The sequence below is a fragment of the Nitrobacter sp. NHB1 genome (assembly GCF_036964665.1).
Taxonomy (GTDB): Bacteria; Pseudomonadota; Alphaproteobacteria; order Rhizobiales; family Xanthobacteraceae; genus Nitrobacter.
In genome coordinates this window covers 70359-95826 of sequence record NZ_JBAMDA010000004.1, presented here as the reverse complement: position 1 = coordinate 95826, position 25468 = coordinate 70359, and the positions used below count along the sequence as shown (strand labels likewise).

Genomic DNA, 25468 nt, shown 5'->3' with positions numbered 1-25468 from the left:
ACCCGGACGACATGAAAACGGCTGATCCCGAAGAGCCAGCCGTCATTGAAACGCAGGGCTGATTGGCGGGGCCGAAGCCCCGCCTGAGGCTTATTCGAAAGCCGACATCTGGACTGCAGCGGCCTTTTTCGAGACGGTTTCGCCAGCGTGCTCGACCTGCCGTTCGAAGGGCTTCCAGGCTTCGCCGATGACCTGCTCGTAGGCGGCGACGACGCCCTCGGCCGCCATGCGGAGTGCGTGCGCCTGCAGGCCCATGTCGGCCGCGAACTCGCGCTTGCGCTGCGCCTGGCTGTCGAAGCCGACGGGGCCGTCGAGATCCTCGTCGCGGGCATCGTTGGCAAGTTTGGCAGTGACCTCGCGTGCCTCAGTCACGGCGCGGGAGTAGAACTGGCCGGCGCCGTGGGCAGAGCCGACATAGGAGCCGACGATGCGCTGGAGGTGAATTTCCATCGCACGGTCGCTGAGCCCCTCTTTGAGGGCGTCGGCGGTCTCGACGACCAGCCGCGCGTGCAGGTCACGAATGCCGTTGCTGTCGAGGACAGCGAGCCCGAAGCTCTCGGATATGCGCAGCGTCTGCGCCGAGTCGGGGCAGACGAGGCGGACCATTTCGAGGGTCGTGCCGCGGCGGAGCGGGATGACGCGGGCTGCGGAGCGGGGAGAGCGGGCGGTCTTGGTCATGGTGTGATCCTTTCTCGGTTTCACCTGGGATGCGATCGGGCCTTTGCCGTCGCTCCCTCGGGTGCGGTCGACCAGAACCGGCCCCAGCGGGCCGCTTCAGGGGGCGGCGGCTGCCAGCGCGAGCATGGGCGGGTTGCGGACAAGCGGGCCTTCAGGCCTGCGAAGGACGCGGCCCCCCATCGCGAGACGGCGGCCGCCGATCGCTTCGCGACTTGCCCTTGAAGCGGACCGCGGACGGTTCAGACCGCAGCACAAACCGAGGGAGTGACGGCAAAGGGGCACCCGCCGTCGAAACCGGGAGGTCACGGCAGGCCGTACGACACACGACGCCGCCGGCACGCATCAGGTCTCTTCGCTCTCGGTCGCAATGGTGAGGTGCCTGATCTCTCCCTGGTCCGAAGCGGAAACGCGATTGCGACTCCGAAACTCGGCAATCGCCGTCTCCTGCCGGTCGAGCTTGCGTGTGAGTACGTCGATTTCACCCCGACGGGCGAGGGCGAGCTCCGCGAGGTGCTGCTGAAACAGACGCTCGTCTGCGCTCGTCCAGCTCGACGCGCTTCGGCCGTTCTGCCGACGCTTCGCCCGATCGGTGATCGTCAGTCGCTCTGCGCGTGCCGCGATCTGTCGCTCGATGACGCCGAGATGGCGTTGCGTCTCGGCCTGCGCGACCTCCATGCGCGCAAGCGCGAAGCGGCGGTCCGGTGGCCCGTTCATCGCACCGTCCCCACCGGCCACAAGGGAAAAGCGGACACGTCCGCCGTGTAGTCATCGGCGAGGGAGACACCCGCGATGGATGAAGAGAGATCGTCGCCGGCGACCGCCCAGTCGATCAGCGCCGAGTTGGCCCCGGCGTGCTTGCGCATGTCAGGCGTCAGGATGCCGTCGAGCGCGTCAGCGATGGCGCTCTCGGGATTGTGGTGCGCGTGAACCAGGAGGTTCACGGCGACGAGGTACGCTTTCATGACCGGACCTCCTTTCTGGCCGCATCGATCGGGTAACGCTCCGGCGCGCGGACGGAGACGCGCACGGCGCGTCTCCAGGCGTCGGAGCCGGTGAAGTGCCGCCTGAGGCGCGGGTGCCAGACGACGAGGAGCGGCGTTTCGCCGTCCTCGTCAGTCGCGGTTCGCCAGCCGAAGGCTTTAGCAATGAGGCACCAGGGCATGGTCACCTCCATCCGGCGAAGTCGGAGGGGCCGCCGTAGATCTGGTGGCGCGCCTCGTCGATGACGAAGCCGAAGCGACCGATGCCGTATTCATCGGACGGGACGAGGAAGCGGCGCTCCTCGGTCCCCGCGCCGCGCTTGCCGCCGAGCGTGGCAACGACCTCGACGAAGCCGGGCTCGTGCTTCGACGTAATGGCGGACGCGACAACCCAGTCCTGCGCGTGCGCCCGTTCGAAGGCGCGGCGGTCCTTCTCGTGGGACTCGCCCGGCTGCAGGACGGTGCCGAAGATCGCCTCCCAGGCATCCGGCCACGAGTCCTTGATCGTGCGCTCGGCGCAGCGACGCTCAAACGCCGTGAAGAGGTGCGGGAAGGTGATCGCGACGATCGCCCACGCGGCATCCTCTTCGTACCAACCGCCTGGTGAGCGGAGCATCGGATGGACGTTGCGGTTGCGCTCGGCCGAGAGCTTGAAGCCGCCGTGACCCGCCGTCGAATGGGCTGTGACGCCTTCGGCGTAGACAGTCACACCCTGCGAGGCGCCCCACGGCGTGCCGGGGCGCGGGCAAATCTCGTGACGACCGAGCGTGCGCTTCTCGCGCTGGTGCTCGGCATTTTCGAGCACGCGGGCGCGAAACGCGGCCTCGTCGGCGAGCTCGCCGGAGTGGCCGTAGAAATGGTTGCGGGTCCACTCGTCCATCGGACGCGAGAGACGCCAGGCGGTGACGAGATAGTGACGGTCGTCGCGCGCCCTCGCCATGGCGAAGGCGATGTCACCGACAAGCGCGACAGGCATGCCGTCGGCGCTGCGGCCGAAGGAAACCCCCGGAAATCCGGGGGTCCGGGTTTGAGGGCGAGCAGGGGAGGGTGCGTTCATGCCGCGGTCCTCCCCTCGATGATATCGGCGCCGACCTCGTCGGCCGTCACGTCTTGAAGCACCGCGCGCGGATAGCCGTGGCGCGTGAGCCATTCTCGCGCGTCGGCCTCGTTCGTTGCGAGATAGACGAGCTCGGCGTCGTCGCCGGCGCGGTCGAACACGCGGACCGATCCGATCGCCGGACGCTCGGCGATCGAGAACCGCAGCCGCGAGCCGAGCGAGAAGGTCCGGTGGACGCGGATCGCAATGACCCCGCCGGCGCCGTAGTCGGCCTCGTGCAGGGTGAAACACGCCGACAGCGAGAGGTTGCCGACGCCACGCGCGCCCTGCTTCCGGATCAGCCGGCCGCGACTGTTGCTGGTCCGCCAGGCAGTCAATTTTTTGTTGAAGCGCGCCGGCGGCTGTGGCGTTCCGTCGGACCAGGCGATCAGCGACCCGATCGGTGCATTGTCGAAGATGGTGTGCGCGGACATGGTGTCCTCCTTGTTTGCGCGAGCGTTGAAACAGAGCCGCCGCCGGCAAGGCCGGCGGCGGCGGATCGTCCGGAAGGGAAGCGCGCCGCTATTCGGCGGCCTCCTGGAAAGCTTCGGTCGCTTCGTCAGAGGCGTCGTCGCCGGTGCTGTCGGCGTCCTCTTGCGTCTCGTCGTCGTCTGCCGCGGTCACGCCAGACGACAGGAAGTCGGAGAGCTTCGCCGGGTCGGCCGCGAAGAGCGCGGAGGGGTGGACGAAGTGCCCCTCCTTGAAGTGCTCGACGAGCGCGGCGCGCGTGTCCTTCACGCGCTGGCGCGGCAGGACCGACGTGTCCTTGCACGACGCCTCAAGTGCCGGGCGCGAGAGGCAGGCGAGGAAGTCCTCCGTGCCCATGTTCGGCAGGAAGGCGTCCGCGCCGACGACCTCGCCGGCCACGCGGGCGACGATGCCGCTGTTGGTGGCGTTCTCCCGGCACGAGAACACCTCGACCAGCACGGTGCGCGCCGCGACGCGCAGCGTGTCCATGTCGAAGGCGAGCTTGCCATCGGCGTCGAACAGCACCACCGCCTTCTTCGCCAGGCGGCTGTGGCCGTAAGTGGCGCCACCGTTTCCCGTCGTCACCGAGACGTTCTGCCCGGCGAAGGCGAGGATCAGCAATGCCATCAGCGTGTCGTCCTCGATCGGCGCGCGGCCGAGCGCTTCGCGCAGCGCGTCGGTGCGGAGGTCGCCGATCATCTCGACGCCCTTGCGGGTCACGTCGGGACGCGGCTTCGACACCTCGCCGACGTCGTCCGCTGCGTTGTCCGGACCGGCCGCGCTTTTGCCCTTCGGCTTCTTCGCCGCCGGCATGCGGTAGTGCAGGGTCTGCACGCGGCCGTCGCGGTCGAGATACATCGCGGTGCAGTCCGACTTCGTCGGCTTGCCGTAGACGCGCTCGGCCTTCGGCGGCAGCTTCACCTCGCCGTAGTTCGTGGTCTCGGCGATGACGCCCTTCTTCGGCAGGTTCGCCGTCATCCACTCCTGCTGCGCGCCGAGGAAGGCCTCGACATCCGTGGTGTAGCGGCTGTCCTCGTCCGCCGGCGCGAACAGGTCCTCGACCCAGGCAATGCCGTAGGCTTGCGCGAGGTCGTCGCCGAAGCTTGCGTGCCGCGCGTACATGCGCGTCTTCTGCAGCGCCTGGGCGACGCTCCACCATGAGACCTGCGGGTCGGCCTTCGACGGCTTGTGCTTCTTCCAGACTTCCTTCTGCTCGTCGAGCGACGCTGCCGCGATGGTGCGCAGCTGGCGCTCGTCGGGCATGTCGCCCTTGGCCATGTGGTCGAGCATCGCCGGCAGCACGTTGGCGAGCAGGCGCAGCTTCCTGATCTGGCGCACCGGGAGGGCGAGCGCGACGCCGATCGCCTCCTCGGTCCAGCCGAGTGCGACCAGGCGCTCGATCGCACGCCACTGGTCGACCGGGTTCAATGCTTCGCGGGCGATGTTCTCGACCATCGAGCGCATGGCGCCGTTGTCGTTTGCCGGATCGTCGACGAGCACGTCGATTTCCGCGAGGCCCGCGGCGATGGCGAGGCGCACGCGTCGCCGGCCGGCATTGATGAGGAAGCCGTTGCCGCCGTCCGCCTGCTGCGACACGACAGGCGGCTGCACGATGCCGACGGCCTTGATCGACGCCAGCAAGAGCGCGTCGGCCTGCGGCGACGACTTGGTCTGGCGCGAATGGTCGGGGCTCTCCACCAGCGCGCGCGGATCGACCTTGATGAGTTGCATGGGAACACTCCTTTTGGGGTTGCGGACCGGCATCGCCAGCCCTTTCTCGTCTTCTTCCCGAAGACACCCCCCGGCCCGCGGAGCGGTCGGGCCGGTGCAACTGCGGCCGAGCATCCCTGACCGGCTGGACCAGCAGGGCCACAGCCCTGCGCAGGACGACGGGCCGGGATCGCGCAGGCGGCGGTTGAGCGCTAGCGCCAGCGGCCCGCCCGATCTGCGAGACGCTTTCCCTCTCTTTTTTGTCTCTTGTTTCCCACATTTTCTGACACTATATTGCGTCATAATATGCGATTTGTTGGAAAGGAGGCTGGCCATGGGTCTAGCCCAATATGCCGATGACGGTTTTTTTGCCCCGAACAAGATCGCTCACGCGCTGCGCACCACGAGCGAGGAAGTCGCGCGCACAGCGGGGCTCGGCCGGGATGCAGTACAGCGTAAGGAGCGGGTGCGGTCGGACCGCACCCAGCGGCGGCTGCGCGAGATGGTCGAGGTCCTCAACAAGCTGGAGCCGCGGTTCGGCTCGGCGCTGATGGCCTATGCGTGGTATCGGTCCGAGCCGTTGCCGGGCTTTTCGGGGCAGACCGCGATGCAGCTTGTGCGTAGCGGACGTGCCGACGACGTTCTCGACTATATCGACGCGGTCGATGCAGGCGTTCACGCCTAATGCTCTATCGTGGGCTACTCTTTCGCGCGCTCAATCCCGTTTACGCGCGAAGTCCGCTCTCTGGTGAGGGTGCTGCACTTTATGGCGGCCGCTTCAATGTAAAGGGAACGCCGGCGCTCTACGCTTCGCTGTCAGCGATGACGGCATTGCGCGAGGCCAATCGGGCTGGTTCGCTCCAGCCGACGACGCTCGTGTCCTATACGGCCGAGATCGACCACGTATTCGACACCCAAGATGACACCGCGCTTGCAGCTCATGGGATCGATGCTGCGGCGCTTGCAGACCCGACATGGCGCGATCAGATGAAAGTGGTCGGAGGGGCGAAGACGCAGGCGTTCGCCCGTCGGCTTATCGAAGCGGGCTTTGACGCGCTACTGGTTCGCAGTTTCGCACCGGGCGCGACGGCGGACGATTTGAACCTCGTGTTATGGCGCTGGAGCGACGAGGCGCCGGCCCGCCTCGTCCTCATCGACGACGAAAACCGTCTGTCACGTTAGGCCGTCAGGCGGCAATGCGGCTTCCCGGATTCTCGCTGTCGTTGGCGAGTTCGGCCTCCACCTCGGCGAGCTGCCAGCGCTTTTCGGCAAGCTCGCCGGCGAACGCGAAGTCGCCGCCGTCGCGCGACTCGTAGGAGGCGAGCCGCTTGCGAGCGTCCGCCAGGCGCCGGCTGACGCGCTCCCGCTCGCCGTCGAAGTCGTCCAGCGCGTGCTCAAGCCGGGCGACGGCGCCGAGCGGCGCGACCGTCACGGGCAACTCGATTTCGAAGTCCGCGCCGGTGCGCAGCAGCGCGGTGGCGTAGCGGTAGCCGTCTTTCCCGAAGCGCTCGCCGCTGTATTCGACGCCGAAGCCGCCGACCGAGGCGATGACGGTTTCGCCTTCCTGCTGAAGCTGCACCAGCGTCAGGATCTCCTTCAGCAGCGCGCGGCCCGCGAGCTTGCGCTCGGCGTACGTCTCTCCGGCCACCGCCATGGTGAAGGCGTCGCCCGAAGTCGGAATGCGGCGCTCGATGTCCTGCCCAATCTCACTGACCCGGCGGGTGGAGAACTCGATGTCGCGCTCCGCGTCGCGGATTTGCCGGCGCACCGCGTGCTGATCGTCGATGTGCGCGGCGCGTAGGCGCTCAAGCCGCGCGACGTCGGCCTCGAGCCCCGCTTTCAGCATCAGCCGAGGGTCGCCTGACGCGATCGCCTTGGCCATGGCGAACTGGTTGGCCTGGCTCTCGCCCATGTCTTCGAGCCGGCGGATCGAGGTGTCGCCCGAGAGCGCGGCCGCGATGAAACGCGCCTTGCGCTCGTTGTTCTGCCACATCTGCGCGTCGAGGCTGCCCTCAGTCGCGTAGGCGAAGACGTCGACCTCGTCGTTCTGGTTGCCCTGCCGCACGATGCGGCCCTCGCGCTGCTCGATCTGCGACGGCAGCCAGGGCACATCGAGGTGATGCAAGGCCTTCAGGCGGAGCTGCGCATTGACGCCGGTCCCCATCGTCTCGGACGAGCCGATCAGGAAACGGACCTTGCCGGCGCGCACGTCGCCGAACAGGCGCTGCTTCGCCTCGGACTTCTTGTAGTCCTGCATGAAGGCGATCTCGGACGCGGGCACGCCCATGCGGACGAGCTCGTCGCGGATCCAGCGGTAGGCGGAGAAGCCGCGCGACTTCTCGACGCTGATCGTGCCGAGGTCGGAGAAGATCATCTGCGCCGCGCCGGGCAGTTCGAATGGCTTTCCGTCGGAGCGGACGTAGGCGTTGTCGGCCGTCTCGCTCCAGATGCGGAATGCGTTGCCGACCAGCTGGTTCAGCTTGTTGTCGGCTTCGTTGTCATTGTCCGGGTCGACCAGGCGGAGGTCGATCGCAGCATGTCGCCCATCGGTGATGACCGACAACAGGATGTCGTCGCCAGGCTCGGGCGCGCGGTCGCGCTCCTCGATCACCTTGATGCGCTCGCCGAGCAGGGTTTGGTAGCGCTTGAACGCCGCCGACGGCTTTGCGGTGAGGATCTGCCGTTTGCCCGTCGAGATCGCGGGCACTCTCACGTATTGCCGCAGGTCCTCGGGCATCACGACGTCCGCGAAGGAGCGGAACATGGCGATCAGCTCCGGCACGTTGACGAACGTGGCGAAGCGCGTCACCGGCTTGTACTTGCCGGACGGCTGCAGTTCGAGCTCGGTCGAGACGTCGCCAAAAGTCGATGCCCAGGCGTCGAACTCGTGCAGGCCGCGCTCGCTCAGCGTCGCGTAGCCGAGGTAGCGCTGCACCGAGAACATCTCGCCGAGGGTGTTGGTAATCGGCGTGCCCGAGGCGAGCACGAGCGCGCGGCCCGGGTTCTTCGTCTCGACGAAGCGGGACTTCACATAAAGGTCCCAGGCGCGCTGCGAGCCGTTCGGGTCGACGCCCTTAAGCGTCGACATGTTGGTGGCGAAGGAGAGCTTCCTGAACTCCTGCGCCTCGTCGACGATGATCTGGTCGACGCCGATCTCCGAGATGGTCAGCAAGTCGTCCTTGCGCGTCGACAGCGACTCCAGCCGCTCCTGCAGGCCCTCCTTCAGGCGCTCGAGGCGCTTGCGCGAGACGCGGTCGTCGCTCTCCACCTTCGTGAGCAGCGTCTCGTAGAGCTCCAGCTCGTCCTGGATCATCTGCTGCTCGAACACCGACGGCACGGCGATGAAGCGGAACGCGCTGTGCGTGATGATGATCGCGTCCCAGGTCGCGGTCGCCGCGCGCGACAGGAAGCGGTGACGCTTATCCTTGGTGAAGTTCGTCTCGTCGGCGACGAGGATGCGCGCGTTCGGGTAGAGCGTCAGGAATTCGCGCGCAGCCTGCGCCAGGCAGTGGCCCGGCACGACCAGCATCGCCTTGGCGATCAGCCCAAGCCTCCGCTGCTCCATGACAGCGGCGGCCATTGTCATCGTCTTGCCAGCGCCGACGGCATGGGCGAGGTAGGTGGAGCCGGCGGAGATGATGCGCCAGATGCCGCGCTTCTGGTGGCCATAAAGAGAGAAGGCGCCAGAGGCGCCGGGAAGCTTCAGGTGGGCGCCGTCGAAGGCTCTCGGCGCGATGTTGTTGAAGCGGTCGTTGTAGACGCGCGCCAGCCGGTCGGTGCGGTCGGGATCGGACCAGATCCAGCGTTGGAACGCGTCCTTGATCTTCGAGAGCTTCGTCTTCGCCGCCTCGGTGTCGACGACATTGAGGACCCGCCGTTCGCTGTCGCCGTCCTTGATCGTGTCGAAGATCTGCGGCACGCGGCTGTTGAGCGCGTCGGCGAGCAGTTCTCCCGCGTGTCGGCGGTCCGTGCCCCACTCCGAGGTGCCTGTCGCCGTCCACCCGAGCTGCCGGGCCTCGACGGTCCATGAGGCGAGCTCCGGCATGTGGTGGATCCTGATCTCGGCGTCCATCGTCTCCTTGACGAAGGCGACGACGTCAGCGGCCGGAATCCATGGTGCGCCGAGACGCGCCGTGATGTCGGACGGCTTGAGGTCGGCAGGCTGCACGCCCTGCAGGGCAGAGATATTGCGTTCGTACTCCGGGTCGAGGGCGGCAGCGGCCTCCGCGGTCTTCAGCTTCTCGCGCACAGCGCCGGACAGGTAGGCGTCGGCCATCTGCCACGAGCCGTTCGCGGGGTCGCGGAAGACCGCACTGCCGAGTTCGGCGACGACATCCTGCGCATCGCGATGCAGGAGCTCGGCGATGTGGTCGACGTCGACGTGCCCGCGCTCGTTGAGCACGACGGCGAGCGCGTCGGCGGCGCTCGCGATCACCGGCGCCGCCGGCGGCGCAATGACGCGCTCGGTGAACAGCGGCCCGGGCTTCGCGGTGTTGGTCTCGAGGTCGTAGTCCTCGATCGAGGCGACGAGCCAGCAGTCGGGGTCGTCGAGGAAGGGCTGGATGTTCGGCCGGCGGTGCGTCTCGCGTGTTTCGCCGGTCTCGTCATCCTCCGCGATGGAGACGGTCGTGAAGTTGATCGGCCCGAAATCACGGACGAAGGTCGACCAGGCGATGCGCAGCCTGACCTGTGCATCCCGCCACGGCCGGTCGAGCTCCTGGCACTTCAAGACCTCGCGCACGGCATCGCGGATCGGGATCAGCTTGCGGATGACGCGGATGTGCTTCTCGGGAATGCCATCGGCGCCGCGGCCCTTGCGCGCTCTCACCGCAACGGGCTCGCCGTCGAGCACCTGCATCAGCCCGTGCGCCTTGTCGAAGAAGTAGCTGCCCTCGCGGACGTGGCGATCCGGCGGCAGGTCGACGTCGGCCAAATCGCTCGCATCCTCCAGATCGAAATCGATCGTCTCGGGCTCGCCGTCGTAGACCGCTTCCGGAAGGAGATTGACTGCGGCCGCAAGCGCTGCGGCGAGGTCCTCGCCGTCACGCGGCAGGCACGTGTAGGCCTCGCCGAAGGGGCCCGAGGCGAGCGCGTGCACGCCGAGCGCGAAGTCGGGGCGCCGCGCGAACCACCGGTTCACGCGGATCGCGCTCTCGTCCTCGGTCGCGGGCCGGATCTCCTCGAGGTCCAGCCACGACAGGTCGCCCTCGGCATCGCCGACCTTGCGCTTGCGGAAGAACAGGAGGTCGACCACGACGTCGGTGCCGGCGGCGAAGCGGAAGCTGCCCTCGGGGAGCCGAACGGCGGCGATCAGGTCAGCCGACTTCGCGATGCGCTCCCGCGCGGCGAAATCCGCCTTGTCCATCGTGCCGTGCGAGGTGACGAAGGTGGCGAGCGCGCCGGGCTTCAAGAGGTCGATCGCGCGCGCAATGAAGTAGTCATGCAGGCGCAGGCCCATGGAACGATAGGCACGGTCGGAGCGCACGGTGCGGTCGGAGAACGGCGGATTGCCGACGGCGAGGTCGAAACTCGCGGGCAACTCGGTGCGCGCGAAGTCGCCGGTAATGATGCGCGCGCCGGGCTGCAGCAGGCGAACGATCCGCGCCGTCACGGGATCGAGTTCGATGCCGGTGACGTGCGTGGCATTGCGCAGCCCTTCCGGCATCAGCGCCGGGAACAGCCCGGTGCCGATCCCCGGCTCGATGACGCGGCCGCCGCGCCAGCCGAGGCGCCGCAAGCCAGCCCAGATCGCGCGAACGATGAACTCCGGCGTGAAGTGCGCATACTGCGTGCAGCGCGCCAGCGAGGCGTGGTCGAGGTCGTCGACCGCGTCCTGCAGGTCCTCGCCGATCGCTTCCCAGCCTTGGCGGAATTCTGCCTCGCCGGGGCGGCGGAAGACGAAGTTGGCGAGTTCGGAAGCGCCGAAACCAAGAAAGCGGATCAGCCGCTCCTGCTCCTCGACGGTGGCCGGCCGCTCCTCGGCCTGGATGGTTGCCGCGAGGCGGATCGCGGCGATGTTGTCGCGTGCACGCTCCTTCCAGCTCTTCGCCAGCCCGCGATCGCCGACGAGGTGGAAGTTCGTTCCTCGCTCTCGGCGAGCAGTTGATCCGGGCCGCGCCACCGCCGCCACCGAAGGCGCGGGGGAAGGTGACGACGGATCGGGATTATCGTCGTCGTCGTCTTGCTCGGCGATGAGACCGCCGGCGAACGCGGTGACGCCGAACCCGAGGCCGGATGAGAGCGCCGTGTTGCCGAAAAGGTCGAGGGTGAAGGGATCGTCTTGCGCCATGGAAATTCTCCTTGTGGTGAGGGCGCGCGTCATCCTTCCGCCGATTGGGGCGGCGGCGTTGATGATCACGGTGATGCGGTTTGAAGGGGCGCTAGCGCGCGATGAGCGAAAGCGAGACTTCGGCTTCGCTCAGCTGTACGCGCAGGTGGGTGAACCGGAAGTCACGATTGATGAGAGGGAGGATCTGCTCGGCATCAAGGAATTCGATGCCGTCATCACCGCCGAAATGGCGGCGCTTGTAGTCAAACCAGTCCGGGTTGCCGACTGGATGACATTCCTCGGAATAGACGACAAGCGGGCGATTGCCTTTAGCGAGCTTACCGTTCGCCATGATGTAGACACCGCTGTCGCCGACCAGCCAGAGGCCTGGTTTCTCACCCTCGCCGGGCTTGAGGCCGTAGTAGGGATTGCGGAAGCCGCCATTGGCGGCGGCATCGGATTGACCGCGCTCGATCACCGTGCGGACGGCCGGGATGGGGAACGTGAACATCGTCACCTCCCTTACGCAGCGATCGCATCGGGCAGATAGCGCAGATGCACGGGCAGCTTCGCCAAGATCTCCGTATCGGTGAGCTGGTCGAGCAGCTTGAGCACGGTTCCCCTTTGGTAGTCGTAGAACAGCACCGTGCGCTTGCCCCACAGATGCTTGGAGAAGCGCTCGCCGGCGTAACCGCGGTAGTCGTCGTGCGCGCTCGACCAGATGTGCTCGAGCCGCTCCTCACGCGTCATCGCACGGACTGGCCGTGACTCGCGCTCGACGATCGCGGCACGCATGCAGCCTGGCGAGGCGCGATCTGACAGATCGCAATAGCCGTGGAAATAGCGGACGCAATCGTCGATCTTCAACTTGAAGAAGACGCTCGTGACGCTGCCGGTGAGGAATTCGCGCATGGCGAACATGTCGCTGCGCATCCACAGTGGTGGCAGGATGTCGAGCATGGTGTCGTGCTCGGCCTCGCCGATCTCAAACCACTCGCCGCGATAGAGGGCGCCGTCGTCCGGCGAGCGGTTCGGCCGCTGCGCGTGGCGATCGAACATGCGGAACATCTGCCGGCGGTCGGCGGTCCCTTGGAAGACCTTGCGGATCGGAGAGAGGGTCATGGGCGGGCTCCTTTCAGCCTCGTCGGGCTGGAGCGCGGCTCACCCTTTCGGCTCGCCATCCTCTTCAGCCCTTCTGACCCCTCCTTCGCGGCCGCCTCTCCGGACCGGCGGGTCAAGGGCCGCGGCACGCGGGCGAAGCCTCCCTTGACGCGCCGGCCGGGCATGCGGCACGTCATTCCTCTTTTCCTCGTTCTTCCCCCTCCCTCACCCTCCAAGCCGGCGCTCGGCGTGACGGTTGGCGGAACCACGTTGGTCCAGCAGCGTTCAACACATACTCCGTGGGAGTATTTGTGGTGGATGCAGCGAGCGCTCGGACGAAGGCGAAGGTAAACCGCTTCAATCGCATCGCCGGCCAGGTCCAGGGCATCGCGCGGATGGTGCACGAGGGCCGCTACTGCATCGATGTGCTGCAGCAGATTCAGGCGGTGAAGACGGCGCTCGCGCGCGCCGAGGGCGAGGTCCTGCGCGACCACGCGGCCAACTGCGTCGCCCACGCGATCAGCACGGGAGACAAAGCCGAGCAGAGGGAGAAGGTCGACGAGATCGTCGCCCTCTTCGACCGCGCGAGGCGCTAGCAAGGAAGGGAAGAGCAAGTGAGCGCACCGGTGCGTCAAGCCCAGCTGTTTCGAATGGTGACGGACCAGCACATCTGCCCGTTCGGGCTGAAGTCGCGCGACCTGCTCGAGCGCGAGGGATACGACGTTGACGACCACGAGCTGAAGACGCGCAGCGAGACCGACGCGTTCATGGCCGAGCACGGGGTCAAGACGACACCGCAGACGTTCATCGGCGGAGAGCGCATCGGAGGCTACGACGACCTGCTTCGCTACTTCCGGAATGAAGTGGCGGATCCGAAGACGACGTCATACCAGCCCGTCATTGCCGTCTTCGCGATCGCGGCGCTGATCGCGCTCGCCGCGAGCTGGAGCGCGTTCGGGACTCTCGCGACGGTGCGGGCAGGCGAGTGGTTCATTGCGATATCGATGTGCATCCTCGCCATGTTGAAGCTGCGCGACCTCGACAGCTTCTCGAACATGTTCCTGGGTATGACCTGCTTGCGCAACGATGGGTCCGCTACGCGTACATCTATCCCTTTGGCGAGGCGGCAGCCGGCATCCTCATGATCGCCGGCGCGTTGCTGTGGGTCGCTATCCCCCATCGCGCTCGTCATCGGCTCGATCGGCGCTGTCTCCGTGTTCAAGGCCGTCTACATCGACCGCCGCGCGCTCAAGTGCGCGTGCGTCGGCGGCGACAGCAACGTTCCGCTTGGCTTCGTCTCGCTGACCGAGAACCTGATGATGGTCGCCATGGCAGCCTGGATGCTGCTCAAGTAAGGCGAGCGATTTCCCGCGGCGCCGTCACCCCGCTTTTGCCAGCGGCTCGCTCTCGATCCGCGCGAGAAGCACCTTCAGGTCTTCGTTCCAGTCGCCCGCACGAGGCCGGGAGCGCGCGTAGCCGGCACCGGCCTCGGCCGCGATCAAGCGGATGCGGTCGGCGTAGACCTCGCCCTGTCGGTTGTTGTCGGTCGCCGCCACCAGCCGCGTGCCCGGCCCCTCTGCGAGCCGGCGGATCGCCTGCTCGCTCGCCGGCGACCAGCCGCCGCCGGTGCTGACGTAGAGTGTGTCGGGCCGCAGCACCTGGATTGCGGCGAGGCTCATCGCATCGATGGCGGCCTCGGTGACGCAGACGCGCGCCGCCGCACAGGGACCGAGGCGGAGGAGTTCCTTGGCGCCGCCGGTGGCGAAACCGCGCCACTGCGGGCCGCGCTCCTCCCATCCGAGAAGCGCGCCGCCGTGGTCGCGGTGCGCGGCCCACATGCTGCCGTGCGGCCCCTCGCGCAGCAGGTCCTGCTGCACGATGGCGGCGAGGATCGACTCCGGGATCCGGCGCTCTCCTGTCAGGTAGCGCCATGTCGCCGAGCCAGGCCGGGGCCTCGCACGGCGAGCCCAGCGGTCGGCGACGGAGTGGACGGGCGCGGGCCGGCTCGGCCGCTCCCATGCGGGTGCGGCCGGAACGAACCCAACAAGCGCGGCGACACGTGCCGAAGCGTCCATGAAGCCGTGGGCGCCCAAGTGCTCGGCCAAGTCGAACACGTCGCCCTTCGCGGTGGACAGCGGATCGAACCAGCCGCGGCCCTCGTGGATCACGATGACGATCCTCGCGTCACGGCGGTACTTCACGGCACGGCGCGTGCTCTCCTTTACGTCTACTTTCCAGCCGTCGTCTTCCAGCAGGGCGGCGCAGCCGACCCTGCCTCTCAATTCCTCGATTTCACTTTTCTCCATGCTCTTCACTACGCGGGCATCCCGCCCGGTCCTTTCCTCGATTGACGTCCCTCGCAACACCACGACGGGACGCCACCCGCCCGCCGCGAAGCGTGCCGGATGCAAGGGCGCGCTGGCAAGTCGTTGCGATGATTTCGCTTCAGCCGCGGCGCAGCTTCCCTTGCATCAGGCGCAGCGCCAGCGGCACCGGTCGCCCGGCTCAATGAGCCGGGGACCACGGGTCATATTCATGCTTATGAGGATATCCGCATAATCACAATTATGACCCGTTCGAGATTATGGATAGCTGAAGTCCGCTGACTGTCGCCGATAGAATGCGCGCTGGGCATTCATCCCGCGCGCGTTCTTTTGATCTGCACATAATACTGCGCTTCAACTCGACCTCCCAACAAACGGAGATCAGAGTCATGCACTTACCTTCTCATTTTCAGTTACGCACAGCGGATCCTGCCAATGTCCTTGCGTCCTTCCTCTGTAGCTACAACGAGTATTTCGAGGTGGCTCGATACAGGTCGAAGCAGCGCCGCTACTTGGCGAGTGTCGTTCACTTCGGGCAGTGGCTTCGGGCCGAGGGCTACGCGGCAACGAGCATTAGCGAAGCTGTGATTGTTCGCTTCCTGTCTTGCCATTTGCCTCGTTGTGATTGCCAGCGCCCGGTGCCGCTCGGCCTGATCGAGAATAGAGCGGCGCTCAACCATCTGGTCCGCCTGCTACGCACTCAGGGCATCGTCGCCCGTCCGACCGGTGACGAGATCACGCGAGAGCTTGCGCATTTCGACACGAAGATGACGGAGGTCTGGGGACTGTCCGAAGGCACACGCGATCATCGCATCCGGATCATCCGGCGCTTACTGAAGGCGCAATTCGGCAGCCGATCGATCGAGATTTCACTGATCACTCCCACCGCGATCCGCCGCTTTGTCCTGGGCGACGTCGATTGGAGTCCGAGCACGGTCCGCGTCATGGGTGGCGCCGTCCGGTGCTACTTTCGGTATCGCGAGCTGCTGGGTGACGACATTGCCCACCTGCTACAGGCCGTACCGCGGCCGGCATATTGGCGAGACACCATATTGCCAGTGGGGCTCTCGCCGGATGAGTTGGAGCAGCTTTTCGGAGCGTTCGACGCCGCCTGCCGTTCCCACCGCCGCGGCTATGCCATCGTCCGCTGTTTGGCGGATTTGGGCCTGAGAAGCAGCGAAGTCGCCAAGTTGACCCTCGACGACATCGACTGGCAGGCCGGAACGGTTACGATCGCTGCCGGTAAGGCGAGACGAGCCGACGTGCTGCCGCTGCCAACTGCAACCGGCGCGGCTATAGTAGATTATCTCATGCACGAGCGGCCGAAGACCATGTGCCGCGCGGTCTTTGTGCGCCATGTCGCCCCTCTCGGCGAGCCGGTCGGTCGGCGCGTCGTCCAAAAAGCTCTTCACGCCGCCTATCGGCGGCTCGGCTGGGATCGCACCCGCGTCCACATCTTGCGGCACACGTTAGCGAGCCGGTTGATTAACGCTGGGACACCAATGAAGCAGATCGCCGACGTGCTGCGCCATCGCAGCATCGTAACCTCGGCCACGTACACGCGTGTCGATGCCTCGCGCCTCTCGACCGTGGCGCTCCCTTGGCCGGGAGACGTGGCATGAATGGTTCGCACACCATGCTGGCGTCGGCGGAAGCCTATCTCACTGAGCGCCGTTCCCTCGGTTTCAAGTTGGACCGATCGGGCAGCCTCACATTGGCCTTTGCCCGCTTTACCGACGCGACAGGTCATACGGGGCCGCTGACCGCCGCTGTCGTGCTGCGGTGGGCGCGAGAGGAGGCACAGCACGCAGACCCCTTCACCTGGGCGGGGCGCATCAATGTGCTGCGGCCATTCGCACGTTTCCTGGCGAACCGCGATCCCGTGACCGCCTTCCCGGAGGGATCGCCCTTCGGCCGCTCACATCGTCGGATCGCCCCGCACATCTACACGCCGGCGGAGGTCGAGGCACTGATCGCCGCGGCAGGAAGGCTGTCACGAACAGGCGGCCTGACCCCGGCGACTTTCAAGACGCTGTTCGGTTTGTTGGCAAGCACGGGAATGCGGATCTCCGAAGCGCTACGACTACGCTGTGGCGACATCGACAACGAGCATGAACAGATCACTGTCCACCACTCGAAGTTCCAACGGACTCGGCTTGTTCCCCTGCATTCAACCACAGCAAAGGCTTTGCGCGCCTATTTTCGCATAAGGGCCAGATACGGCCCGACCGATGCAGACGCGCCATTTTTCCTGTCAGAGCAGACTGGCGGTGCGCTTCATTATCGAAGCGTCAGGCATATTTTCGGCCGGATCTCGGCCGAGCTCGCCATCGCCGCTCGAGGCGGCCATCGGCAAATACGAATCCACGATCTGCGTCACACCTTCATTTGTCGGCGCCTGATGTTGTGGCAGGAGAATGGCGACAACCTCGGCAATGTTATGATGGCGCTCTCGACCTATGTGGGGCATGTCAACGTCGGCGACACCTACTGGTATCTGGAGGCCGTGCCGGAGCTGATGGCGATTGCAGGCGATCGTTTCGAGGCGTTCGGCGCGAAGGCCGGGGAGGTTCATCATGATTGATCCGAACCTGCACCCATCGTTTCCGGCGCTGCTGCAGCGCTTTTTCGTTGAATATCTGCGGCAACAACGCGCTGTTAGCCCGTGTACCGTTGCGGCCTACCGCGACACATTCCGGCTGCTGCTTGCCTTCGCACAGAAGACAACTGGCAAAATGCCGACGGATCTCAAGCTCGGCGACCTCGATGCGGCGCTGATCCTCGGATTCCTCGATCATCTTGAGCGAGATCGCGGCAACAGTGCGCGGAGCCGCAATGCCCGCCTATCGGCGATCCGTTCGTTCCTGAAGTATGCCGCGCACCAGGATCTGACGGCGCTTGCCACCATCGAGCATAGCTTAGCCATCCCACAAAAACGTCATGACAAGGCCGTGCTTGGATTCCTAACCAGGCCGGAGATGGAGGCGATCATCGCGGCGCCGGACCGGCATAGCTGGACCGGGCGGCGCGACCAAGTGCTATTCGCCATCCTCTACAATACGGGCGCGCGGGTGTCGGAGGTCATTAACCTGCGGGTTGGTGATGTCGTTCTCGACGTGTCGCCGGTGGCGCACCTCAATGGCAAAGGGAGAAAGCGGCGTAGCGTTCCTCTCTGGAAAGCGACAGCTGCCATTGTCCGCCCCTGGGTTCGCCAGCTCGACAGGGCCAATGGGGCCGACTACCTGTTCCCGAATAGCTCAGGCGGAAAGTTGTCGCGTTCCAGCGTGACCCAGCGCCTGGCTTTGGCGGTTGAGATGGCCACCCGGCAACATCCGCAACTCGCCGAGCGCGCGATCTCGCCCCATACCATCAGGCACACGACGGCCATGCACCTCCTTCAAGCCGGCGTCGATATCACCGTGATCGCGCTCTAGCTCGGACACGAGAGCCCGACTACTACGCACGGCTATCTGGAGGCGGACCTCTCGATGAAGGAAGAAGCGCTCGGTCGACTGCAGCCGTTGAATGCGGTTCAAGCCCGGTACCGACCACCCGATCGCCTGATGGCATTTCTGCAGAGTATTTGATTATGCGCAGTCCCGGCCGGGTATCCCGGCCGAAGGACCGGCAGTTCAGTACGAACTATCCATAATCTCGAACGGGTCATAATCGTGCACGATGGTGTCCTCGTCGCCGTCATATTCGCTGGAGACCATCACGCCGAACGCACCGTCGACCTGAAACAGCACCACGGGCACCATCAGCGTGCGGGCCAGATCGAAGGCGTGATTCTGTGCGAGGGCGAGATTGTGCGACATCGTGAGGCTCCCGTCTTGGGGCGGGGACCATCCCCGCTCGACAGGCCCGACGCGTCCGGGCGCGGCCGCGGTCACCTCGCAGGCGAAGCCGGAGAGGTCGCACGCCTGCGTAGCGAACCCCTCGAGGGTTGATCGTGGAAGGCCGCGGCCGGACCTAGGAAAGCCCATTCGAGAGCGGGGTGGTCCTTCCCCGGACGCGTCACACGCCGAACTCCGCAGTCGCGACTGTGCTTCAGTCGCAGGCTCCGCACTGGCAAACGTGTCCGCAAACCGGCGGTGATCTCCTATCGCGGTCTACGCCGACGTTCCCTGGCACGGCCCGGGTGCGGTCTGCCGCCAACTGTCAGGCACTCGTCTCGAACGCCTCCGCGACTGGCCGCGAGGGCTATCGGCGTCCGAGGACTCCGGACCATGCTTTAGCCGCGACCTCGTGCGCGTCGTGGTCGATGAGGTCGCCGTGGGACAACACGATCCGCTCGAAATCCCAGGCCAGTATCCGCCGGAGCGACTCCGCTGCGGAGACGCGGTCGCCCCAACCCATCCGGTATTCCGGCGCCGGCTTCGGGTTTCCCCACATCCGCAACACGTACTTGAACCACAGCTTCAGCGTGCCCCCGACATTCGGCGTCTGGTCGGTGAAGTTCTCGATGAGGTCGACGAGGACCAGCGTGCGGCTGGCGCGGTGGTGCATCGCGACCTCGCGCATGATGCGCGCCCCTTGCACGAGCACCTGGTCGATTTCGCCTCTCCAGTCTGCGGGCGCGAGGTCGCCGAGGACGCCATCGTACTTCAGGCCAGGACACTTCCATTCGATGCCCGGGCAGATCCACGTCTTCGCGTCGGGGAACGCCGCCTGCGCCGAGGCAGCGTGCAAGTGGTGAAAGTTTCCCGGCACGACAATGTGGGCGACGGGTCCGAGGGCAGAGATTTCCTCGGCAATGGCCGTGGTGACGGGGCAGGGTGAATGCAGCATGATCCGCCCGGAGGCGAGGCGCATCACCGTCATGCGCGCTTCGAACCGCGTGCCCGCGAGTCGAACGGGATAAGGGCAGAGCCATATCTGGTCGTTGACGTAGCTGGCGAGGTGCATCCCGTTTCCCTCCGCGTCCGCGCGGGCGCGCGACGCCGACCATAGGGCCGGCGGTCGAACCGGTCGACGCCGGTCTTCAGAAGCGCACGCGCGAGTGGAACGCTTTGCGACAATGCTACCCGCTGCGTCAGGGATGGCCGCCCATAAGGGCGAAGACCCGCATGCGGGCTTCAGCGTAGCCACCAGCCTGGCCCGGAGGGCGATGCCCACCCTTCTGCGGCGGGGATCGACGGAGAGACCTCCCGCCACTGCACCTGATAATTCCAGCAATCAGTCATTTTACCGACGGCAGCTAGAACACCGGCCGCCGAAAGGTTATGAATCGGGCGGGGCGGTACGCGCCGCCCCGGGGCGTGGAAACCCCTACGAACGGTTTGGTGCCGGCCGTTACGGCGCCGCACTCCTTGACCTTATGGTCGGGGAGCCTGTGGCGTATGCAACAGGTTCACCCGAACTAAAGGCCATAGGGCCGTTTCGTACGGTTTCCAACTCCCCGATCACCAAGAGTCAGCGAGAGATTGTTTGCGGGGGCGTACCGCAGACGCACTCTTAGCAGGGGAGAGCGCAGTGTCTGGATTCGAAACAGCACAAGCGCGGTCGTTGGAAGCGCGAACCATCGCTGCGCAGCGAGCCTATGTGACTGCGCTGGTGACGTGGGAGCGGTCCGTTCACTCGGCGACGTGCCCGGCCTGTCGGTCGGAGCATGTTTCCGCCGAGCAGCAACAGCGCCTGTGCGACGCGGCAGAGGCCGAGAAAGAGCACTGCCGCGCCGCATTTCGCGACCTCTGCGACCAGCTCGGATTCGTGCCTACCGGCCACGCAATTGGCTTGCCGGTGGAAGATCAATCCTGTTGCCGCGGCCACTCGGCCAACTGAGACCCGATAACCTGGGACGGCTTCCGCTGGGAGACCGTGACGACGTTGACGAGCCTGACGAATGCCACCATACCGCGGTCAGAACCTTTATAAGGTGCTGCAACCGGTGGGCGCACCGTCGCGCAATGGATATTTGTGACCATACCGCGCAAACGCCGTTCATGATCAACTCGACTGGTTCCACAAGCCGAGGAGCCTTCAATGCTCATGGTCATTCCCGGCTCGGACATCAGCCGGCATGCAACGCTGATGGATCGAGTATTCGGTTTCCGTCATTCCATCCTTGTCGACGAGCAGGGCTGGATTGAACTGCGCCAGCCGGACGGCCTGGAGCGCGATCGCTTCGACGATGTTCACGCGATCCACCAGATCTGTCTGCGCGGCGAAGAGATCGTCGGGTATCAGCGTCTTCTGCCGACCACCAGGCCACATCTTCTCAGCGACGTCCTGACCGATTTGTGCAGCGCCGGCCGCCGCGCGGCCCGCACGTCTTCGAGTGGACGCGCTTCTGTGTCGCTCCTGGTAGCCGCGAGATGCAGCCGCGCGCGGACGGGCCGTTCTCGAGCTTGCGCAAGGCCTCGTCGAGTGGGGGGATGGCGCACCGGGTCGATACCGTCACGGTCGCGATCGATTGGCGTCTCATGGTGGTCGCCATGCAATTGCGGCTCTTCGTGCGGCCGCTTGGTTTTCCCAAGCGCATCGGCCGGCGACGAGGCGGTCGCGCCGCGGATGTCCTTCAACCGCTCAGACGCGCGCCACGGTTGACCAGGCGCGCGGGTGTGATGACCCAGTGCTACCGAACCTGCCGCTGCCGACGGCGACTTAGCGGCGCGCGGGTCAAGACAGGATAGGAGGAACGTCAGGTGATTCGAACCACCGATACAAAGATCGTCGCCCACGAGCTGCGCACACGATACGACCATGCACGTGCTGTGACACTCATTTGCGCATTTCGGTGATCGTGAGCGGCGATTTCACTCGATGGTGAGCGCTCGTTTCATTTGATCGTGAGCAGACATTTCAGGCGATCATGAGCAGCCGCTTTGGCCGACTTGGTGATTGGTTCAGGGGTTCGCGGCTTCGTCAAGCGTTCTGTTTCGCGCGTTCTGTTTTCGCATGCTTTCTCCGCTGAGTTGGAGGCGGTGGGCGTTGTGAACGAGGCGGTCCAGGATGGCGTCGCCCAATGTTGGGTCGCCGATGACGGCGTGCCATTGATCGACCGGGACCTGGCTGGTGACGACGGTGGAGGCGCGACCGTGGCGATCATCGAGGATCTCGAGAAGGTCGCGTCGCTCTGACGGGTTGAGCACCGACAGGCCCCAATCGTCGAGTACCAGCAGCTGCACGCGGCTGATGGTTTTGAGCAGGCGGCCATAGCGGCCGTCGCCGCGGGCCAGCGCGAGCGCCTCGAACAGGCGGGGCACGCGATGGTATTGGACCGATCGATTGTCGCGACAGGCCTTGTGGCCAAGTGCACAGGCAATCCAACTTTTGCCGAGCCCGGTTGCCCCGGTGATCAGCAGGTTCTGATGACGGGCGATCCAATCGCCGGCGATCAATTTGGCGAACACAGCGCGATCGATGCCGCGCGGCGTGCGCAGGTCGATATCTTCCACGCATGCGTTTTGCCGAAGGGCTGCGAATTTGAGGCGGGTGGTGAGACGTTTGGTGTCGCGCTCTGCGGCCTCGCGATCAACCAGCAAGCCGACGCGCTCCTCGAACGACAGCGCGTTGAGATCGGGTGATCGTCGTTGTTCCTCCATGGCCTTGGCCATGCCGGTCAAGCCGAGCGTGATCAGCCGTTCGTGGGTAGGATGTGTCAGCATAGGGATCTCCAGGGTTCAGTGGAAATAGTCCTGACCGCGGATGTTGCCGTGGCGCAGGGGGTGGTCGTCGGTTGCCTCGTCGAGGAATGCGCGATCCAGTCCGTTCTTGAGGATCGAACGGATCGAGGCGACGGAATGCGCCTTGATCAGGATGCCGCGCCGGCAGGCGGCGTCGATGCGGGCATCGTCGTAGCTCCTGGTCAGCGCCAGGATGCCGAGGCAGGTGCGAAAGCCTTGTTCTGGATGCGGCCGGGCCGCGATGACGGCCTGGAAAAACGCCGCGGTCGATGGGCCGATCTTCTCGCCGGCGGCGATCAGCCCTCCCGGCGTCCACTTGCCGTAGCGGCGATGCGCGCTCGGCATGTGGTCGGCAATTGTGGTGTGGCCGCGCCGGTTCGGCGCACGCGGGTGGCTGGCAATCCTCTGGCCCTTGTGGAAGATCTCGACCGTCTTGTCGGTGATGCGAACATCGACGAGTTCACGGATCAGGCGATACGGCGTGGAATACCAATGGCCATCGACCTCGACGTGATAATCGGGGGCGACGCGGCAACGCTTCCAGCGCGCAAAGACATAGGGCTGCTCCGGCAACTCCCCCAGCTTGGGACGGTCGACCTCGGCAAACAGTTCGGCACGGCTGGTGCCGAATCCGCGCATCTGCCGGGCGTTGAGCTCGACAACCAGGGTACGAATCGCAGCATTCAGCTCTGCCAGGGAAAAGAACCGTTGATTGCGCAGGCGCGCCAAAATCCAGCGCTGTGCGATCTGGACGGCGACCTCGACCTTGGCCTTGTCCTTCGGTCGTCTCGGCCTCGCCGCAAGGATCGCGGTGCCGTAATGACCGGCCATCTCGGCATAGGTTCGGTTGATCCCGGGATCGTAGCGATCGGGGTTGGTCACGGCGGCCTTGAGATTATCGCAGACCACGAACTTCGGCACGCCGCCGAGATACCTGAACAGGTTGGTATGCACGCCGATCCAGTCGGACAGGCTCTCGCTTGGGCAAGCCTCGGCGTAGGTGTAGTTCGAGGCTCCCATCGCCGCGACGAACAGCTTCATGGCGTGCGCTTCGCCGGTGATCGGATCGACGACGTCGATGGTGTCGCCGGCAAAATCAACGAACACCTTCTCCCCGCCGATGTGGGTCTGGCGCATCGACGGGCGCACGCGGTTCTTCCAGGCCTCGAAGGTCGTGCAAAACCAGGTGTAGCCAAAGCCGTCCGGATTGGCGGCGCGATACTCTTCCCAGAGCAGCAGGCGCGTCACGCTGCGGCGGCGAAGCTCCTTCTCGACAAAAGCCCAGTCCGGTATCGGGCGCCGGTCGCTTTGCGACGCTGACGCCGGTGCCGGGAATAGCAACAGTTCCAAGCCATCGTCGTCCATTCCTTCCGGAAGTGGCCAGGCGAGCCCCGCCAGGCGCGCTCGCCGCACGTAGCCATGGACCACGCCATTACTCACCCCCAAGGTCCGCGCGATGACCCGCTCGGTCAACCCTTGGTGCCTCAAACGTAAAACTTCTCTGATCCGGCGCATCGACAATCTCTCGGTAGGCATCGGGCTTCCTCATCGGTTGAATGAGGAACCCGTAACCCGGTTGAGTTTGTCGGCCGAAGCGTCAGGCACCCGCGAAAGGGGTGCTCACGATCGCCTGAAATCGCTGCTCACGATCCCGCGAAATCCCTGCTCACGATCATCTGAAATCGGTGCTCACGATCCCGCGAAACACGCAACTCATTGGACGAACGCTGCAGAAAGCATTGTTCGCAGGCCGCTCCGATGAGGTCGTCTTCTGGGCCCTTGTCCATGCGCACTACCGCGGCGGCGATCTTTGTGATGCGACGGAAGAGCAACTGCGCGCTTTCGACGATCTTATCATTCGTGACCCTGCGGAAATGAATTGAGGGAAGGTCCCGCCTACACGTCCGTCGGCGCCACGACGATTGAAGCGCTGACGGGTGTCGGCGGATTTGCGGCGATGCCAGTCGACGTCGGAAAATCCCCTGGCCCGGTCGGCGTCTGCGCGCAAATCACGGATTGCTGGCCGGTGAAGCAGGAAGCGTCATACCCGGCGCCGCGCACCAAATAGGTGCAGACGCTGACCCCGTTGCCATCTTTGACGTTACGGGCATTGCAATCGCCGCTCGCCATGTAGTTGGCGAGCTTTCCCTTTGAGCCGCAGCCGAACTGACATGCCATGAGAATTGCCGACTGGTCGATGGTGGTACATTGACCCCCCGAACAAACCTGCTGGCCGACAAGCGAGGTCAACCCGTTCTTTTGGGCCTGGCTCCAGGAATCCTGTTCGTACTGTGTCCAGGCCACTGTTTGCGCTGATGGGCTGTTGAGGAAACTCTGCGCGCTTCCACTATAATAACGTTCGAAAGTGCCAGGGCAGAACTGGAAGGCGCCGAGGCAGCCATATTGATTGGTGGTCCCGAAATTACCTTCGCTGCTCGACACCTTGGCGGCGAAATCGGCGCAGCTCGACGGGATGCCGGCGGCCGTGAGGCTCGCCGCGGATTGCCCCGCGAAGGCCGCGGCGGCGGAAAAGCACAACAGGAGCCCCGCGTCGACCAGCGCCTGTCGGATTGCTGTCGGAACCTTCACGGCTTGGCCCCCGCGATCTCGAATTTGTAGTCGCCATTCAAAAGTGTCTTGCCGTCATCGCTCAGCAGGAACGGATGTTGTGCAAACTCAGTCTGCATCTTGGTCGCCGATGAGCCGGAAAATCGCGGATCGTTGGGCGGCACGATCTGGTGCATCATGTCGTCGACAACGATCACACGACGCCCATCGGACCCTATCTGGATAAGGCGTGTGGGACATGTGCCCGACGAACAATCCTCGTTCCAGATTTGCGAGATCAGCCAGTCGCCGTGGGTCGTGTGAAGCTGGTACTCGTGAATACTCACCGTGCCCTTCGGATTGGGCGCGAGTGCATCGCCAGTCCAGATATTGTCCGGATCCTTCGCGACATTGCGATACGACGTTTTGTAGACGAAGGCGGTTTCGGCGGCGACCGCCGCCACCGGGCTCGCGGCTATGGCGAGGATGCAGGCGCCAAACGTCCAAAGATATCGAAACGTCCTCATCGATGGTCTCCGTTCCAGAAGCGGGTGACGTGGCGCGCGCGAAGGCTGTGAAGCGGAGTCCGGGCGGGTGGCCTGGCTTGCGCGGTCACGATCTGACCCTTCATTGGCGATAGAGCGGAATGTCGAGCGAGCATCCGTCCA

Annotated in this window: 25 protein-coding genes and 2 pseudogenes; 10 read left to right on the top strand and 17 right to left on the bottom strand. The window is 65.3% G+C overall.

What is annotated here, in order from left to right:
* Positions 1-90: 90 nt before the first annotated feature.
* The 7 genes from V4R08_RS17515 to V4R08_RS17485 all read right to left on the bottom strand — a co-directional run bounded on the left by V4R08_RS17515 (position 91) and on the right by V4R08_RS17485 (position 4953).
* Positions 91-678 carry a hypothetical protein gene (locus V4R08_RS17515; RefSeq protein WP_335580638.1) on the bottom strand — a complete coding sequence of 196 codons (588 nt, stop codon included), beginning with the start codon at positions 676-678 and terminating at the stop codon, positions 91-93.
* 342 nt (positions 679-1020) lie between these two features.
* Positions 1021-1392, bottom strand: coding sequence for a hypothetical protein (locus V4R08_RS17510; protein ID WP_335580637.1), 372 nt, complete (start codon positions 1390-1392; stop codon positions 1021-1023).
* A complete protein-coding gene (locus V4R08_RS17505; protein ID WP_044416855.1) occupies positions 1389-1640 on the bottom strand; it encodes a hypothetical protein in 252 nt (83 codons plus the stop codon). The genes V4R08_RS17510 and V4R08_RS17505 overlap by 4 nt, the downstream gene beginning before the upstream one ends.
* Positions 1637-1840, bottom strand: a complete 204-nt coding sequence (locus V4R08_RS17500; protein WP_335580636.1) for a hypothetical protein — start codon at positions 1838-1840, stop codon at positions 1637-1639. The genes V4R08_RS17505 and V4R08_RS17500 overlap by 4 nt, the downstream gene beginning before the upstream one ends.
* Positions 1841-1842: 2 nt before the next feature.
* Positions 1843-2715 (bottom strand): DUF7007 domain-containing protein, encoded by an 873-nt coding sequence (locus V4R08_RS17495; protein ID WP_335580635.1) that lies wholly within the window; start codon positions 2713-2715, stop codon positions 1843-1845.
* On the bottom strand, positions 2712-3188 hold the full coding sequence (locus tag V4R08_RS17490) for a UCP036055 family protein (protein ID WP_335580634.1): 477 nt from the start codon (positions 3186-3188) through the stop codon (positions 2712-2714). The genes V4R08_RS17495 and V4R08_RS17490 overlap by 4 nt, the downstream gene beginning before the upstream one ends.
* 88 nt (positions 3189-3276) lie before the next feature.
* The gene (locus tag V4R08_RS17485) at positions 3277-4953 is read right to left on the bottom strand and encodes a ParB N-terminal domain-containing protein (protein ID WP_335580633.1); all 1677 of its coding nucleotides are present in this window, start codon (positions 4951-4953) and stop codon (positions 3277-3279) included.
* 313 nt (positions 4954-5266) lie between these two features.
* Here V4R08_RS17485 and V4R08_RS17480 point away from each other — a divergent pair, with 313 nt between their 5' ends.
* Both V4R08_RS17480 and V4R08_RS17475 read left to right on the top strand, forming a co-directional pair.
* Positions 5267-5617: an MbcA/ParS/Xre antitoxin family protein gene (locus V4R08_RS17480; RefSeq protein ID WP_335580632.1), complete on the top strand. Its 351-nt coding sequence runs from the start codon at positions 5267-5269 to the stop codon at positions 5615-5617.
* A complete protein-coding gene (locus V4R08_RS17475; RefSeq protein WP_335580631.1) occupies positions 5617-6114 on the top strand; it encodes an RES family NAD+ phosphorylase in 498 nt (165 codons plus the stop codon). The genes V4R08_RS17480 and V4R08_RS17475 overlap by 1 nt, the downstream gene beginning before the upstream one ends.
* 4 nt (positions 6115-6118) lie before the next feature.
* Here the strand turns inward: V4R08_RS17475 and V4R08_RS17470 are convergent, their stop codons facing one another.
* The 3 genes from V4R08_RS17470 to V4R08_RS17460 form a co-directional block, all read right to left on the bottom strand.
* Positions 6119-11221 (bottom strand): helicase-like domain-containing protein, encoded by a 5103-nt coding sequence (locus V4R08_RS17470; RefSeq protein ID WP_335580630.1) that lies wholly within the window; start codon positions 11219-11221, stop codon positions 6119-6121.
* Between the two features lie 91 nt (positions 11222-11312).
* On the bottom strand, positions 11313-11711 hold the full coding sequence (locus V4R08_RS17465) for a DUF3085 domain-containing protein (protein ID WP_335580629.1): 399 nt from the start codon (positions 11709-11711) through the stop codon (positions 11313-11315).
* 11 nt (positions 11712-11722) lie between these two features.
* A complete protein-coding gene (locus V4R08_RS17460; protein WP_335580628.1) occupies positions 11723-12322 on the bottom strand; it encodes a DUF1419 domain-containing protein in 600 nt (199 codons plus the stop codon).
* Positions 12323-12615: 293 nt separating this feature from the next.
* Here V4R08_RS17460 and V4R08_RS17455 point away from each other — a divergent pair, with 293 nt between their 5' ends.
* Both V4R08_RS17455 and V4R08_RS17450 read left to right on the top strand, forming a co-directional pair.
* Entirely contained in the window at positions 12616-12897 is a 282-nt protein-coding gene (locus V4R08_RS17455; RefSeq protein WP_335580627.1) for a metal-sensitive transcriptional regulator, read from the top strand.
* 54 nt (positions 12898-12951) lie between these two features.
* Positions 12952-13656, top strand: a pseudogene (locus V4R08_RS17450) (MauE/DoxX family redox-associated membrane protein).
* 24 nt (positions 13657-13680) lie between these two features.
* Here the strand turns inward: V4R08_RS17450 and V4R08_RS17445 are convergent.
* Positions 13681-14607, bottom strand: a complete 927-nt coding sequence (locus V4R08_RS17445; protein ID WP_335580721.1) for a DUF3991 and toprim domain-containing protein — start codon at positions 14605-14607, stop codon at positions 13681-13683.
* Between the two features lie 407 nt (positions 14608-15014).
* Between V4R08_RS17445 and V4R08_RS17440 the strand changes: the two genes are divergently transcribed.
* From V4R08_RS17440 to V4R08_RS17430, 3 genes and pseudogenes are all read left to right on the top strand, one after another.
* Complete coding sequence (locus V4R08_RS17440) at positions 15015-16247, top strand: tyrosine-type recombinase/integrase (protein WP_335580626.1); 1233 nt, start codon at positions 15015-15017, stop codon at positions 16245-16247.
* Positions 16244-17209 (top strand): tyrosine-type recombinase/integrase, encoded by a 966-nt coding sequence (locus V4R08_RS17435; RefSeq protein WP_335580625.1) that lies wholly within the window; start codon positions 16244-16246, stop codon positions 17207-17209. The genes V4R08_RS17440 and V4R08_RS17435 overlap by 4 nt, the downstream gene beginning before the upstream one ends.
* Positions 17202-18212: pseudogene (locus V4R08_RS17430) on the top strand (tyrosine-type recombinase/integrase). Before V4R08_RS17435 ends, V4R08_RS17430 begins: the two are co-directional and overlap by 8 nt.
* A gap of 45 nt (positions 18213-18257) precedes the next feature.
* Here V4R08_RS17430 and V4R08_RS17425 read toward each other — a convergent pair.
* Together V4R08_RS17425 and V4R08_RS17420 are read right to left on the bottom strand one after the other, a co-directional pair.
* A complete protein-coding gene (locus tag V4R08_RS17425; protein ID WP_335580624.1) occupies positions 18258-18443 on the bottom strand; it encodes a hypothetical protein in 186 nt (61 codons plus the stop codon).
* A 385-nt stretch (positions 18444-18828) separates the two neighbouring features.
* A complete protein-coding gene (locus tag V4R08_RS17420) occupies positions 18829-19533 on the bottom strand; it encodes a DUF4336 domain-containing protein (protein ID WP_335580623.1) in 705 nt (234 codons plus the stop codon).
* Positions 19534-20100: 567 nt separating this feature from the next.
* On the opposite strand from V4R08_RS17420, the gene V4R08_RS17415 reads away from it, so the two are divergent.
* Together V4R08_RS17415 and V4R08_RS17410 are read left to right on the top strand one after the other, a co-directional pair.
* Positions 20101-20409, top strand: coding sequence for a transcriptional repressor TraM (locus V4R08_RS17415; RefSeq protein WP_335580622.1), 309 nt, complete (start codon positions 20101-20103; stop codon positions 20407-20409).
* Between the two features lie 201 nt (positions 20410-20610).
* Positions 20611-21174 (top strand): acyl-homoserine-lactone synthase, encoded by a 564-nt coding sequence (locus V4R08_RS17410; protein WP_335580621.1) that lies wholly within the window; start codon positions 20611-20613, stop codon positions 21172-21174.
* 299 nt (positions 21175-21473) lie between these two features.
* On the opposite strand, the gene istB is transcribed toward V4R08_RS17410, so the two are convergent.
* Entirely contained in the window at positions 21474-22235 is a 762-nt protein-coding gene (istB, locus tag V4R08_RS17405) for an IS21-like element helper ATPase IstB (RefSeq protein WP_335578154.1), read from the bottom strand.
* Positions 22236-22250: 15 nt separating this feature from the next.
* A complete protein-coding gene (gene istA, locus V4R08_RS17400) occupies positions 22251-23789 on the bottom strand; it encodes an IS21 family transposase (RefSeq protein ID WP_335578153.1) in 1539 nt (512 codons plus the stop codon).
* A 149-nt stretch (positions 23790-23938) separates the two neighbouring features.
* Between istA and V4R08_RS17395 the strand changes: the two genes are divergently transcribed.
* A complete protein-coding gene (locus V4R08_RS17395) occupies positions 23939-24136 on the top strand; it encodes a hypothetical protein (RefSeq protein ID WP_335580620.1) in 198 nt (65 codons plus the stop codon).
* 13 nt (positions 24137-24149) lie between these two features.
* Here V4R08_RS17395 and V4R08_RS17390 read toward each other — a convergent pair whose 3' ends face one another.
* Together V4R08_RS17390 and V4R08_RS17385 are read right to left on the bottom strand one after the other, a co-directional pair.
* A complete protein-coding gene (locus V4R08_RS17390) occupies positions 24150-24842 on the bottom strand; it encodes an acyltransferase (RefSeq protein WP_335580619.1) in 693 nt (230 codons plus the stop codon).
* Positions 24839-25327 (bottom strand): hypothetical protein, encoded by a 489-nt coding sequence (locus V4R08_RS17385; protein WP_335580618.1) that lies wholly within the window; start codon positions 25325-25327, stop codon positions 24839-24841. The genes V4R08_RS17390 and V4R08_RS17385 overlap by 4 nt, the downstream gene beginning before the upstream one ends.
* Positions 25328-25468: the final 141 nt, after the last annotated feature.